10 protein-coding genes, 17 tRNA genes, 1 rRNA gene and 2 pseudogenes are annotated in these 12,501 nt (G+C 39.8%); 4 read left to right on the top strand and 26 right to left on the bottom strand.

What is annotated here, in order from left to right; all coding sequences use genetic code 11:
• Positions 1-13: 13 nt before the first annotated feature.
• Together ACFOU2_RS10545 and ACFOU2_RS10550 are read left to right on the top strand one after the other, a co-directional pair.
• Positions 14-428 (top strand): annotated as a pseudogene (locus ACFOU2_RS10545) (helix-turn-helix domain-containing protein); the annotation flags it as partial.
• 78 nt (positions 429-506) lie between these two features.
• Positions 507-863 carry an SIS domain-containing protein gene (locus tag ACFOU2_RS10550; protein WP_377914905.1) on the top strand — a complete coding sequence of 119 codons (357 nt, stop codon included), beginning with the start codon at positions 507-509 and terminating at the stop codon, positions 861-863.
• 29 nt (positions 864-892) lie between these two features.
• On the opposite strand, the pseudogene ACFOU2_RS10555 reads toward ACFOU2_RS10550, so the two are convergent.
• Together ACFOU2_RS10555 and ACFOU2_RS10560 are read right to left on the bottom strand one after the other, a co-directional pair.
• Positions 893-1,012: pseudogene (locus tag ACFOU2_RS10555) on the bottom strand (hypothetical protein); the annotation flags it as partial.
• Positions 1,013-1,884: 872 nt separating this feature from the next.
• Positions 1,885-2,205 carry a 2Fe-2S iron-sulfur cluster-binding protein gene (locus ACFOU2_RS10560; RefSeq protein ID WP_377914875.1) on the bottom strand — a complete coding sequence of 107 codons (321 nt, stop codon included), beginning with the start codon at positions 2,203-2,205 and terminating at the stop codon, positions 1,885-1,887.
• Positions 2,206-2,662: 457 nt separating this feature from the next.
• Between ACFOU2_RS10560 and ACFOU2_RS10565 the strand changes: the two genes are divergently transcribed.
• Entirely contained in the window at positions 2,663-2,824 is a 162-nt protein-coding gene (locus ACFOU2_RS10565; RefSeq protein WP_377914877.1) for a hypothetical protein, read from the top strand.
• Positions 2,825-2,917: 93 nt separating this feature from the next.
• On the opposite strand, the gene yhbH is transcribed toward ACFOU2_RS10565, so the two are convergent.
• The 6 genes from yhbH to queG form a co-directional block, all read right to left on the bottom strand.
• Entirely contained in the window at positions 2,918-4,096 is a 1,179-nt protein-coding gene (gene yhbH, locus ACFOU2_RS10570; RefSeq protein ID WP_377914879.1) for a sporulation protein YhbH, read from the bottom strand.
• A 235-nt stretch (positions 4,097-4,331) separates the two neighbouring features.
• Entirely contained in the window at positions 4,332-4,487 is a 156-nt protein-coding gene (locus ACFOU2_RS10575) for a hypothetical protein (protein ID WP_377914881.1), read from the bottom strand.
• A gap of 89 nt (positions 4,488-4,576) precedes the next feature.
• The gene (locus tag ACFOU2_RS10580; protein ID WP_377914883.1) at positions 4,577-6,472 is read right to left on the bottom strand and encodes a PrkA family serine protein kinase; all 1,896 of its coding nucleotides are present in this window, start codon (positions 6,470-6,472) and stop codon (positions 4,577-4,579) included.
• A gap of 391 nt (positions 6,473-6,863) precedes the next feature.
• Positions 6,864-7,346, bottom strand: a complete 483-nt coding sequence (gene trmL, locus ACFOU2_RS10585; protein ID WP_377914908.1) for a tRNA (uridine(34)/cytosine(34)/5-carboxymethylaminomethyluridine(34)-2'-O)-methyltransferase TrmL — start codon at positions 7,344-7,346, stop codon at positions 6,864-6,866.
• A 60-nt stretch (positions 7,347-7,406) separates the two neighbouring features.
• Positions 7,407-8,294 (bottom strand): amidase domain-containing protein, encoded by an 888-nt coding sequence (locus ACFOU2_RS10590; protein ID WP_377914885.1) that lies wholly within the window; start codon positions 8,292-8,294, stop codon positions 7,407-7,409.
• Between the two features lie 67 nt (positions 8,295-8,361).
• Positions 8,362-9,504 (bottom strand): tRNA epoxyqueuosine(34) reductase QueG, encoded by a 1,143-nt coding sequence (gene queG, locus ACFOU2_RS10595; protein ID WP_377914910.1) that lies wholly within the window; start codon positions 9,502-9,504, stop codon positions 8,362-8,364.
• Positions 9,505-9,627: 123 nt separating this feature from the next.
• On the opposite strand from queG, the gene ACFOU2_RS10600 reads away from it, so the two are divergent.
• Positions 9,628-10,293, top strand: coding sequence for a B3/B4 domain-containing protein (locus tag ACFOU2_RS10600; protein ID WP_377914888.1), 666 nt, complete (start codon positions 9,628-9,630; stop codon positions 10,291-10,293).
• 131 nt (positions 10,294-10,424) lie between these two features.
• Here the strand turns inward: ACFOU2_RS10600 and ACFOU2_RS10605 are convergent.
• From ACFOU2_RS10605 to rrf, 18 genes are all read right to left on the bottom strand, one after another.
• Positions 10,425-10,498 (bottom strand) — tRNA-Gly (locus ACFOU2_RS10605).
• 72 nt (positions 10,499-10,570) lie between these two features.
• A tRNA-Leu gene (locus tag ACFOU2_RS10610) sits at positions 10,571-10,652 on the bottom strand.
• A 32-nt stretch (positions 10,653-10,684) separates the two neighbouring features.
• Positions 10,685-10,773, bottom strand: a tRNA-Leu gene (locus ACFOU2_RS10615).
• 10 nt (positions 10,774-10,783) lie between these two features.
• Positions 10,784-10,858: transfer RNA gene (locus tag ACFOU2_RS10620), tRNA-Cys, on the bottom strand.
• 12 nt (positions 10,859-10,870) lie between these two features.
• A tRNA-Gly gene (locus tag ACFOU2_RS10625) sits at positions 10,871-10,945 on the bottom strand.
• A gap of 4 nt (positions 10,946-10,949) precedes the next feature.
• Positions 10,950-11,024, bottom strand: a tRNA-Gln gene (locus tag ACFOU2_RS10630).
• Positions 11,025-11,049: 25 nt separating this feature from the next.
• A tRNA-His gene (locus ACFOU2_RS10635) sits at positions 11,050-11,125 on the bottom strand.
• Positions 11,126-11,137: 12 nt separating this feature from the next.
• A tRNA-Trp gene (locus tag ACFOU2_RS10640) sits at positions 11,138-11,211 on the bottom strand.
• 5 nt (positions 11,212-11,216) lie between these two features.
• A tRNA-Tyr gene (locus ACFOU2_RS10645) sits at positions 11,217-11,301 on the bottom strand.
• A 134-nt stretch (positions 11,302-11,435) separates the two neighbouring features.
• Positions 11,436-11,511: transfer RNA gene (locus ACFOU2_RS10650), tRNA-Thr, on the bottom strand.
• 10 nt (positions 11,512-11,521) lie between these two features.
• A tRNA-Phe gene (locus ACFOU2_RS10655) sits at positions 11,522-11,597 on the bottom strand.
• Positions 11,598-11,607: 10 nt separating this feature from the next.
• Positions 11,608-11,683, bottom strand: a tRNA-Asp gene (locus ACFOU2_RS10660).
• Between the two features lie 72 nt (positions 11,684-11,755).
• Positions 11,756-11,832, bottom strand: a tRNA-Met gene (locus ACFOU2_RS10665).
• 20 nt (positions 11,833-11,852) lie between these two features.
• Positions 11,853-11,928, bottom strand: a tRNA-Val gene (locus ACFOU2_RS10670).
• 7 nt (positions 11,929-11,935) lie between these two features.
• Positions 11,936-12,010, bottom strand: a tRNA-Glu gene (locus tag ACFOU2_RS10675).
• A 21-nt stretch (positions 12,011-12,031) separates the two neighbouring features.
• Positions 12,032-12,123 (bottom strand) — tRNA-Ser (locus tag ACFOU2_RS10680).
• 3 nt (positions 12,124-12,126) lie between these two features.
• A tRNA-Asn gene (locus ACFOU2_RS10685) sits at positions 12,127-12,201 on the bottom strand.
• Positions 12,202-12,210: 9 nt separating this feature from the next.
• Positions 12,211-12,326: ribosomal RNA gene (gene rrf, locus ACFOU2_RS10690) — 5S ribosomal RNA — on the bottom strand.
• Positions 12,327-12,501: the final 175 nt, after the last annotated feature.

A 12,501-nucleotide genomic window follows, 5' to 3' on the forward strand; every position in this document is an offset into this window, starting at 1 on the left:
AGGGGGGAAAGCCATGCTGATCAACAAAGCCTATAAGTTTCGCATCTATCCAACTAAAAAACAAGCCACTTTAATCCATAAAACTATTGGGTGTTCATGTTTTGTCTTTAACTATTTTCTTACCAAATGGAATAATAACTACACAGAAACAGGCAAAGGATTAACCTATCATTCGTGTTCTGCTCAATTAACGCAACTAAAAAAAGAGTTGGTATAGCTAAAAGAAGTGGATAGTATTGCCGTTCAATCCTCTTTGAAAAACCTTGCGGATGCGTACACTTGATTTTTCAAGAAACAAAATGATGCCCACGCTTTAAATCCAAAAAAACAAGATTCAATCCTATACAACTAAACATACGAATGGAAACATAAAAAGCCCCCAACATTCAATAGTTGAGTTTTTTGAGCGGACGTTAAAAGGTGATATAGAAGAAAAAGTCAGGAAGGCTGCAAGTCTAGTTACCAAAGCAGATAATGTCATTTTTATTGGGATAGGAAGCTCAGGTATTCTTGCTGAATATGGTGCGAGATATTTCTCAAGCTTAGGTAAATTTTCGATGTATATTAAAGACCCTCACTTTCCTATTCACTCCAAACTCATGTTTAACAGCGTAACAATTGCTTTATCTGTCTCAGGAGAAAATAATTTTACAGTCACTCATCTTCATCAACTTAAACAAGAAGGAAGTAAAATTATTAGCATTACAAACACTAAACTCTCAACCATTGCAAAAATCTCTGATATAAACATTCCATATTATGTAACTGAGGAATTTTTTGAAGAAGCTAATATTACTACACAAGTACCCGTTGTTTATATTCTAGAATCTATGGCTCGTGAAATATATAAACTTAATCAATAGCCTGATATTCGGAATGAAACAAACGTTTATCCAGTTCCTTTTATGCCACAGCCTCCAAACCAACCAAATAACTTTTGTGTTCCGTAAAAGATAAAAACTTTTCTTGTGGATTCCCCACAATAGCCGTAATATGATGAATTCCCATCGATTTTTTAGTCATTTATATGATCTCCCTTCTATCTATAAAATCTGGCAGTGTAAACATCTTCACACACGTTATCAACAACTTTCGAAATAAGAACACAACCTGAATATTATTTCGAATTCGAGATATAAAGCCTAATAAATTTGATATTCCCTTTTTAACCCATTTTCATTGAATTTTAAAATATGTTTTACCTGTACTGGATGTTTGTAAAACGAAAAGCCTATTATAAAGTCTTTAACCGTGTTTCCATGATAGTCGAATGTAAAGCTCTTCGTCCCATCTAGATTGCCGCTAGATACGCAGATAACTGTATCTGTATATCTTGATGTTTCCCCAATGCTTCCATAGTGATACATCATTATATATGATTGAAAATATGATGGCATGTACCACCTAAAATTCTAAGCCAATACATTGATCTTAAAAGATAGTATGTTAAAGTTTTTATCCTTAGGATATATTCCTTGCCATGAATAGTAGATTTGAATTTTTTCTCATATATAGGTTAGTTATTCAAAATAAATTCAAAGCAAATACTTTTAATTAAAAAATCTTTAATTCTATATAATTAGAAAACGTCTACTCAATCATTGTCAATCCCTGATTTTTAAAAGATTAACTGATTTTATTAAAAAGCATACAAGAGTACTTGTATGTTTTTCTACCCCTATGAGGAACTTGGTATAGTTAGCATGTTCCTTTCTTTTTTGGTTCTGCATTTTGAATGGGCTCACTCATGAATGTAAGGCAAGTCAAGGTTCTTTGGTATAAAGAAGTCTCCGATCGGGAACGTTTGTTCATCCTGTGTAACACAGGCAAAAACACTCCTTTTACGGCTGGTTTATGTTCTCTGTTTTGAAATACAAAATTGACTTATTCGACTGGTCTCGGACCAGCATCCATACCAGAGCTTGCTACTGTCATAATAGGACGAACGGCTACATCTCCACTTACACGAATTTGACAAGATAAACGCAAATGATCTTCAATCCCTTTTTGTGAAAAGGCATTTTTTTCTGCATTGGTTATATCACAAAACTCTCCTGCCAATACTTCTACTCTGCAGGTCGTACATTTTGCCTTACCTCCACAGCGGTGGAGAATATCTACACCGTTGTCCTCTAGTGCTAATACTAACTTTGTCCCATTTTCTACTTCAAAAGTTCCTCGTCCTGGAACCGTTACATTTGGCATCTTATAACCTCCCCGTCTAAATAATGAATGCTTAAAAACTTCTAACATAATTATCGCCTAACCTTGTATTTTATAGACATCAACCTGAGATTGACGGGACACTTTATATTGGAGGATAAGAATGATAAAATTTGTCGTCATTTATACTTTCTTCACGTACCTGTTATATGTTTTATCCTTTACTTCAGTTAATGACATAGAAGACACTGTATACTTTTTGTATTGGAAAAGACGATAAGTCATTCAACCCCAAAGTATTTGTAACACGAGGAAATTTTGCATCATTCTTATCCTGATTTTATAAAGTAGCTACAAAAAAAGATGAGTCCTTATTAAAGAATTGCCCTTGTTAGCACAATAAAAAACTGTGAGGTCTCCTGTCCGGCTGCCTCCTCTATCGTAATGCATAAAAGCAATCTATCCAACACAAAATACCCAACAACGGGAGGTGGCTAGATTGCCAAATAACAGAAAAAAAATGCTAAAGGGAGACGCGGATCAGACCGCGGATGAACTCATTGACGGACCGGTAAGTCCTCGACCAGATGTCTCATGGTCCTGGTCTGAACATAACGGAAAACAATCAAAACCGACAAAGACAGAATCAGCAGAGGAATAGTTAGTATACTGCCCCGTTAGCATAATAAGAAGAGGAGCCACCGTAGCGGTTCCTCTTCTTCAAAAAAAGTGATTGCTCACTCCGATCGTTTCTTTACGCATATGCCTTATCTTCTTCATCTTTCCGAAAGAAACTTCTCATCGCATGAAACACATCGGCTTTTTGTTTGAGGATATAATGATAAAATTTGTCGTCGTTTATATTCTTATATGCGGACATTAGCGTAGAATGTCGATTATATTGATTCACTTCCCCATACCCAAACATGTTAGATACTTTCATCAATTCATGCACGAATTTTACGCATCGAGCATTGTCTGATGTTAGATTGTCTCCATCCGAAAAGTGAAATGGATAAATGTTATAGCGGACTGGATCGTATTTTTGATCAATTAGTTCAAGAGCTTTTCGATAAGCTGAAGAACAAATCGTCCCCCCGCTTTCTCCTTTTGAGAAGAAATCTTCCTCTGATACGACCTTGGCTTCTGTATGATGGGCAATAAATTCGATATCTACCTTTTCATATTTGGTACGCAGGAATCGTGTCATCCAGAAGAAGAAGCTGCGGGCCATGTATTTTTCCCAAATTCCCATTGATCCACTTGTATCCATCATAGCGAGAACTACTGCCTTTGATTCAGGCTTCAGCACTTCATTCCACGTTTTAAACTTTAAATCTTCCGGAAAAATGGGATGAAAACTAGGCTTACCGCTCATAGCATTGCGTTTGTAAGCCGACATGATTGTTCTTTTTTTATCGATATTACCCATAAGTCCTGTACGGCGGATGTCATTAAACTCAATATGCTGCACCACGTTTTGGTCTGTTTCTTTTCTCTTTAATCTTGGCAATTCCAACTGTGCAAATAAAGCTTCTTCCAGTTCCATCATGGATACTTCGGCTTCATAATAATCTTCTCCTGCTTGATCTCCAGCCCCCTGGCCTTTTCCGGCCCCCTGCTGACCTTTCTCCTCGGCTCCATCTCGTGCTACAACATCTCCTACCTTACTGTCTCCATCCCCTTGACCCACATGTTTATTTTTATCATAGTTATAACGGATACGATATTCATCTAAGGAACGGATCGGAATTTTGACGACATCTCTTCCATTTGACATAATGATGCTTTCTTCTGTAATGAGATCCGGAAGATTGTTTTTAATCGCTTCTTGAATTTTTTCTTGATGTCTCTTCTGGTCATCATGGCCTTTTCGATGGAGGGACCAGTCTTCTTTTGAAATCGCAAAATTTTTGTTATCTTCTTTTCCCATCTTCTTCCCCTCCTTATTTATTAAAAAACTGTCACCTTTTATAAAGTCTTTACATAAAGTATGGTGAATGCTTTTTTAGAAACAACGCCCCTCTATAAAGGTTGGTTACTCTATACTATGCATTAGCTAGAGATAATTGACAAATAATTACGACAATTAGACAATTCCCCATAAAAAATAGACAAGTCTCTCTGTGCTTGTCTACTTTTACGGAGAATTATTACTTTGTTTATTGTCAATCATCATATTGTTCAGGATCTGGAGACATTCCTTTCTTTTCTTTGAGTTCTTTATTTGTCTCCATATTCCTCATGCCTCCTGCATGTTCCTTCATTTCCTTTAAATTTCGCACCATTAAACCATTCATCGGTTGTTCTTTTTCTTTCTTCATCATTATCACCTCTTGTTGTTCAATTCCCGTTATCTGCTACTTTTAAACCTTAAGCATACAAAAAACACTGCCAAAAGGCAGCGCTTCTCTCATCGGTTTAATAAGCTTCCAACATAACGAAGCAACTCATTAGCCGAAACTGAATTATATCCGTGTTCGTCGATTAACCGAGCCACTACTTCATTGACTTTCTTCAACTGCTGTTCATCTGGTGTTTTGGTCGATGTCGTAATTTTCACTACATCTTTCAAGTCTGCAAACAGCTTCTTCTGGATCGCTTCACGCAAACGCTCATGAGAATTATATTCAAACCGTTTTCCTTTGCGTGCAAAAGCAGAAATTCGAATTAAAATTTCTTCGCGGAACGCTTTCTTCGCATTTTCGGAAATGCCGATTTGCTCTTCGATCGAGCGCATAAGCTTTTCATCTGGATTCATTTCTTCACCTGTGAGCGGATCACGCAGCTTATTTTTATTGCAATATGCTTCAACGTTATCCAAATAGTTATCCATTAACGTCTTAGCCGATTCTTCATATGAATACACAAACGCTTTTTGTACTTCCTTCTTCGCAATTTCATCGTACTCTTTTCGTGCTGAAGAAATGCAGTTTAAATAGCGCTCACGATTTTCATTCGAAATAGATGGATGCTGATCCAGCCCTTCTTTGAGCGAGCGCAGGACATCAAGTGCATTGATGGATTTTACTTCTTTACGGATGATTGTCGATGAAATCCGATTAATGACATAACGCGGATCAATGCCGCTCATTCCTTCATCTGGGTACTCCTTCTGCAATTCCTCTACATCTGCATCATTATAGCCTTCCACCGCTTGCCCATCATACAGCCTCATTTTTTTCACTAAATCGATGTCACCTTTTTTCGGCTCTTTCAAGCGGGTTAAAATCGTAAACATGGCAGCTACACGAAGTGTATGTGGAGCAATGTGTACATCTGATACATCACTTTCGCTAATCATTTTTTCATAGATGCGCTCTTCTTCACTCACTTTTAAGTTATATGGAATCGGCATGACGATAATACGCGAGTGAAGGGCTTCATTTTTCTTATTGGCAATAAATGAACGATACTCTGTTTCATTCGTATGGGCGACAATGAGTTCATCTGCACTAATTAACGCAAAACGGCCAGCTTTAAAATTCCCTTCTTGTGTCAACGATAGTAAATGCCATAAAAACTTCTCATCACACTTTAACATCTCTTGGAATTCCATCATTCCGCGGTTGGCTTTATTTAATTCACCATCAAAACGATAAGCTCGCGGATCAGATTCTGAGCCGAATTCGGCAATTGTTGAAAAATCAATGCTTCCCGTTAAATCGGCAATATCTTGAGATTTTGGATCCGAAGGGCTAAACGTTCCGATCCCGGTACGCTTGTTTTCAGATAAGAAAATTCTTTCAACCAACACATCCTCTATTCGTCCGCCATATTCTTCTTCAAGGCGCATCATGTTAAGAGGAGACAGGTTACCCTCTATACGAATACCATATTCCTTATAAAAATCTTGACGAAGATGATGCGGAATAAGATGCAGCGGATCTTCATGCATTGGGCATCCTTTTATAGCGAAAATAGCGCCGTTATCTGTATGGGAATACGCCTCCAGCCCTCTTTTAAGCATTGTTACAAGTGTAGATTTACCGCCGCTGACAGGTCCCATTAGTAACAAAATTCTTTTTCGAACGTCTAGACGTTTTGCTGCCGGATGGAAGTATTCCTCCACAAGCCGCTCTAATGCATCCTCTAACCCAAACAGTTGTCCGCTGAAAAATTGATAGTTTCTTTTTCCATTCACTTCTTCAAAACCAGCATCTTTGATCATATTGTAAACTCTGGAATGTGCCGACTGAGCGACCCAAGGTTTCCGTTTTATAACCTCTAGATACTCTGCGAAGGTGCCTTCCCATTTGAGCCTTTGTTCTTCTTCGCGGTACATTTCAATCTTTTTTAATATATCCATTAAAGAACCTCCCTACCATTGATGCTACTGATCAAGATTAATACACTTTATGCGGGGATGTCCTTGAACATGCTTTTTTTCATTTTGTGAATCTAAAAACTTTAAACATTTTGTTAAATTTTGCTCATACTTTCCGTTCACACGGATAGACACATGGGCTATAATAAATTTATGACCTATTGTGGAGAAAGTAAAACAAATTAAAGGAGGAACACAGCGGTGAGAACGATTTTAGTGCTAGGTGTTATGTTAACATTCTTATCAGCGATTTTTACGGCTGGATATAATGACAAGCCTGGAGTAAAACGCAAATAATTTTTTTCATAAAATGAAAGCCTTGTCATCTCCAAAAGATGACAAGGCTTTTTATGTTGCATTTCCTATCCGGGTTTTATGATAACCCCGGAAAGTTTTGCTGCTTTAGAGCTTCATAAATAAGAATGGCAGCTGTATTCGATAAATTTAAAGCTCTTACTTTATCGTTCATCGGAATACGCAGGCAGCGCTCCATATTATTTGAAATGACCTCTTTAGGAAGGCCAGTTGTTTCGCGGCCAAATATAAAGAAGTAATCTTGATTTGGATCCGTATAATCAAACGTACTATACGTCTTTTGCCCGAACTTCGTAATGAAATAAAATTGCCCCTCTTTGTACTCTTCGAAAAATTCCTCTAAGGAATCGTGATATACAACCTCCACGTGCTCCCAATAATCCAATCCAGCACGTTTTAACATTTTATCATCTGTTGAAAACCCCAAAGGACGAATTAAATGTAAAGTTGTTCCTGTTGCAGCGCAAGTTCTGGCAATATTGCCTGTATTGGCTGGAATTTCTGGTTGATATAAAACAACATGTAGTCCCACACATTTCACCTCTAACAAAAAATCTAATTCTCATTATACCACTATCTTCTTAAAACAAAAGTACTCCATCTAACCAACAATACGAAAAAACGCATATTTAATATTAGGGGTATAAGCTGATGAATCCTCGTACGCCCAATATCTCATACGGCTGTTATACGTATGGGCGTTCACAAGAGGCATATCGTTTGCATCTTTTGCCACTACTACTGTTGTATGATTCCATCTGCCATCACCTTCAAAATCATAGCAAATCACATCTCCCGGCATAAGAAGCACCGGATTGGATACCTGCTTTGCCCGTAAACCGGTAGTAGAATTCTTCAAGTAAGCATGGAAGGCATGAGCAACCGCCCAGCTGTAACTCCATGAATTGTTTTGCATCCACCAACCCTTCCCCTTATTCGGATACCCTCTCATCGGTGCGCCGCCCTCATGGACACACTGAGATATAAAGTTCGTACAATCAACAGCAAACTTCTTATATTTTGGGTTATAACTGTTCCACCATGTTTCCGCATACCGAACGACGGCTAAACGGTTATAATGGTAGGAAGATCTCACTTCTTCTTTCGATTCATATTCCATCACATCTTCTAAAGTTTGTTTTTCTCCAACAGGATTGACTATTTGATCGGTAATAAGCGTATCTTTATAAAAAACAGCCAACCGTGATTCTATTTCTTCCTCTATATAAAAAAATGTCCCTTGCTTGATCAATGACTGAAGATGAACATGATACAACACATCTTCTTTCGCTTCATTTTCTTTGATAGAACGAATCCAGCCTCTGGCGTTACACTTAACAATTTCGGCTCCTCGTTTTTGGAGTGAAGCTGCTTTTTGTTCGGCTTGAGAATAAATAAAGGAAGAAAAATCCTTTTTCGCACGACCATTGACTAAGTATTCTGCCCTTGCTGTAATTAAGGCATGGAGTAGTTGTTTTTTGGTCAACAAAGGTTTCACCGCTTTCATACGTTTTATTATAACGCTATGATGAAACCACACCTGTTTAACACAAAATTCACTCACTTTGCATATGGAGCATTTCTAAACCTTTTTGGATTTCTTTTAACACGTCTTCCTCTTGTTCTCGCTCATATGCTTTCTCTAAGGCTGATAATGCTGCTTGATCACCTATTTTTCCTAAAGCCCACGCAGCCATTCCTCTAATAACAGGACGAACATCTTCTTTTAGAAGCTTTACTAAATCTGGGACAGCCGTCTTATCTTTATAATGGGCTAAAGCGATAATGGCATTACGCTGAATCGGTTTTTTTCCTCGCCATGAACCGGATACATGCCCGAACTTTTCTTTGAACTCTTTATTGCTCATATGAAGTAATGGTTTCAATAAAGGCTTGGCTAATTCCGGATCAGGCTCCATCTCTGCATGAAGATGAAAGTCTTTCCCTCTATTTTCCGGACACACTGTTTGGCATGTATCACAGCCATATAATCGATTTCCCACCTTGGCCCGAAACTCTTCAGGAAGAAATCCTTTAGTCTGCGTCAAAAATGCAATACATCGCTGTGAATTTAACTGACCCGGTCCTACCAATGCACCTGTTGGACATACTTCTATACACTTATTACACGTTCCGCATCGATCTTCTATCGGGGCATCCGGAGGAAGCGGGATGTTTGTAACCATTTCTCCCAAATAGACATAAGATCCAAATTCAGGGGTAATGATAGAACAGTTTTTTCCACTCCACCCTATCCCAGCACGCTGGGCAACTGCCCGATCTGAAAGTTCGCCTGTATCTACCATGGATTTCACCTTAGCTTCTGGCATTTTCTCTAAAATGAATTGCTCTAATTTCTCAAGACGGTCCCGCAAGACCGTATGATAGTCTTGTCCCCATGAAGCCCTACAAAAAATACCTCTTCGTTCTTCCTTTGTGCTTTTTGGAGCGTTTTTTAGCTTTGAAGGATAAGCAAGTGCAATGGCGATAATTGATCTTGCTTTTGGAAGCAATAACTCAGGATTCGTTCGTTTCTCAATATCGGGCTCCTCAAAACCTGACTGATATCCTAATTGTTGTTGAGCAATTAGCCTTCCTTTTAACTCGTCAAATATTGAAGCACTGGTAAATCCAATTTTATCGATTCCAATCGTTTTACTATAAGCAATAATGTCTTGTTTTAGCTGTAGAACGTCTATCATTCAGTTTCCTCCTCTCTTTCTATATTCATTTATTGAAAAGTCTGAGCGACCGTTTAATTTCATTTCAGCTCAACAATCATTATAATAAAGGATAACAGCCTAATAAGGGAGAGTAAGTAAATGGAAATCAATATTCATTCTGATATTAAAGCAAAGATTCCAGATTTTAAAATTGGCATTATACAGTATAAACATATTTCTATTGGAGAATCTCCTCAAATGTTAAAAGGAAGACTGCGCTTGTTTCAAGAATCCATCTTTTTTGACTTAGAAACAAAATCAGTTTCTGACATACAAGGAGTGGCAGAATGGCGAAAAGTATTTAAAACAATTGGCACAGACCCAGGTAAATATCGGCCTTCAGTGGAAGCATTGTTCCGTCGGATTAAAAAGCAAACCTATCTTACATCCATCAATTCAGCAGTTGATCTCAATAATTTTTTCTCCTTACAATATGAAATACCAATTGGAATATACGACTGCAGCACTTTAGGGAGAGATATTCTCATTCGTACCGGAAACGAGGATGAGCATTATTTGGCATTGAATGAACGAGAGGTTTCCTTGAAAAACAAGATCATTTCAAGCGATGAACAAGGAGCATTTGGCAGCCCATACGTAGATTCAAAGAGAGCCCCTGTAACAGAGAAAACAACAGAAGCGATTCAAATCATCTATTTACGTCCGTCATTGCCAATGGAAAAAGCCGTTAAACTCACAGAGTCTCTGAAAGACATGTTTTTGCAAATACATGGAGGAGAAGCTACATTTTCAATTAAAATGTAGACAATTAAAAAGTGCCTTTTATTCTCAGTTTAAAGGGCACCTCCTTCTCTGGCATGTTTCACAACAAATAAAAAAAACGCAATACCCCGTTTTATGATGGAAACGAAACACTGCGTTGTAACCGATATGTATGGAGCGGGTGATGGGAATCGAACCCACGACATCAGCTTGGAAGGCTGAGGTTTTACCATTAAACTACACCCGCATATTTTATCATAATTTGTCGAACATAAAACAAAAAGAAAACAGGTATTTCTCCTGTTAAATAAAAGCTTGATACCGGTGGTCGGGGTCGAACCGACACTCCAGAAGGAACACGATTTTGAGTCGTGCGCGTCTGCCAATTCCGCCACACCGGCGTATTCAAAGCTAAACAATAAACAAAAATAAATGGTGCCGAGGACCGGAATCGAACCGGTACGGTAGTCACCTACCGCAGGATTTTAAGTCCTGTGCGTCTGCCAGTTCCGCCACCCCGGCGACAAATACATGGAGGCGGCAACCGGATTCGAACCGGTGAATAAAGGTTTTGCAGACCTTGGCCTTACCACTTGGCTATGCCGCCTTATATAAACAATGGAGCGGAAGACGGGATTCGAACCCGCGACCCCCACCTTGGCAAGGTGGTGTTCTACCACTGAACTACTTCCGCAATATGGCTGGGCTAGCTGGATTCGAACCAACGCATGACGGAGTCAAAGTCCGTTGCCTTACCGCTTGGCTATAGCCCAATCATTTTACTACTATTATAATATATGGGGCGATTGATGGGAATCGAACCCACGAGTGCCAGAGCCACAATCTGGTGCGTTAACCACTTCGCCACAACCGCCATATTTCAAATTGGCAGGGGCAGTAGGAATCGAACCCACACCGGAGGTTTTGGAGACCTCTGTTCTACCGTTAAACTATGCCCCTGTAAATGGTGGAGGGGGACGGATTCGAACCGCCGAACCCTGAGGGAGCGGATTTACAGTCCGCCGCGTTTAGCCACTTCGCTACCCCTCCATTATTCGAATGTCTAGCTATGGCTCCTAATCTTTCAGTCGTTTCACTTATGTCCATGAAACCAAAGAGCGGTTTTCCGGTCATAAGCTCCAACGCCTTTCAAGATTGAACAGTCGCCTTTGCTTTTCTTTAAATGGTGCCGGCGAGAGGACTTGAACCCCCAACCTACTGATTACAAGTCAGTTGCTCTACCAATTGAGCTACACCGGCGTTTAAGAAATGGTGGCTCGGGACGGAATCGAACCGCCGACACAAGGATTTTCAGTCCTTTGCTCTACCGACTGAGCTACCGAGCCTTTTTATAAATGGCGGTCCCGACGGGACTCGAACCCGCGATCTCCTGCGTGACAGGCAGGCATGTTAACCACTACACCACGGGACCACACATTTTGCTTAAAATATCTTACGATATTTTGCGCGAACTCCCAAAGATGAAATTCAAAGAAGTTGGAGTTGGTTGCGGGGACAGGATTTGAACCTGCGACCTTCGGGTTATGAGCCCGACGAGCTACCAGACTGCTCCACCCCGCGATAATAAATTTACATGTACATGGTGGAGGATGACGGGATCGAACCGCCGACCCCCTGCTTGTAAGGCAGGTGCTCTCCCAGCTGAGCTAATCCTCCATTATAATGGTGACCCGTACGGGATTCGAACCCGTGTTACCGCCGTGAAAGGGCGGTGTCTTAACCGCTTGACCAACGGGCCATTTAAATAAAATCACTTATATGGCGGAGAGCAAGGGATTTGAACCCTTGAGGCAGCGTTAACCGCCTACACGATTTCCAATCGTGCTCCTTCGGCCACTCGGACAGCTCTCCAAATGGCTCCACAGGTAGGACTCGAACCTACGACCGATCGGTTAACAGCCGATTGCTCTACCACTGAGCTACTGTGGAATCATATCAGCCTGGCAACGTCCTACTCTCACAGGGGGAAACCCCCAACTACCATCGGCGCTGAAGAGCTTAACTTCCGTGTTCGGCATGGGAACGGGTGTGACCTCTTCGCCATCATCACCAGACATATTATATTATACATGATTGTGAAGAAATTTCAACTCTTTTTTAAAGTTATTCCTTCAAAACTAGATAACAAGTACTGAGGAAAGCACGTAGTGCTTTTTAAATTGGTTAAGTCCTCGATCGATTAGTATCAGTCAACTCCACGTGTCACCACGCTTCCATCTCTGACCTATC

The sequence above is a fragment of the Bacillus songklensis genome (assembly GCF_042649685.1).
GTDB lineage: Bacteria > Bacillota > Bacilli > Bacillales > Bacillaceae_H > Bacillus_BA > Bacillus_BA songklensis.

What these genes read in the sequence shown, in the direction of transcription:
- ACFOU2_RS10580 (WP_377914883.1), bottom strand. Translation starts at nt 6,472, where the DNA reads ATGGATATATTAAAAAAGATTGAAATGTACCGCGAAGAAGAACAAAGG.
- yhbH (WP_377914879.1), bottom strand. Translation starts at nt 4,096, where the DNA reads ATGGGAAAAGAAGATAACAAAAATTTTGCGATTTCAAAAGAAGACTGG.
- ACFOU2_RS10600 (WP_377914888.1), top strand. Translation starts at nt 9,628, where the DNA reads ATGGAAATCAATATTCATTCTGATATTAAAGCAAAGATTCCAGATTTT.
- ACFOU2_RS10575 (WP_377914881.1), bottom strand. Translation starts at nt 4,487, where the DNA reads ATGAAGAAAGAAAAAGAACAACCGATGAATGGTTTAATGGTGCGAAAT.
- ACFOU2_RS10560 (WP_377914875.1), bottom strand. Translation starts at nt 2,205, where the DNA reads ATGCCAAATGTAACGGTTCCAGGACGAGGAACTTTTGAAGTAGAAAAT.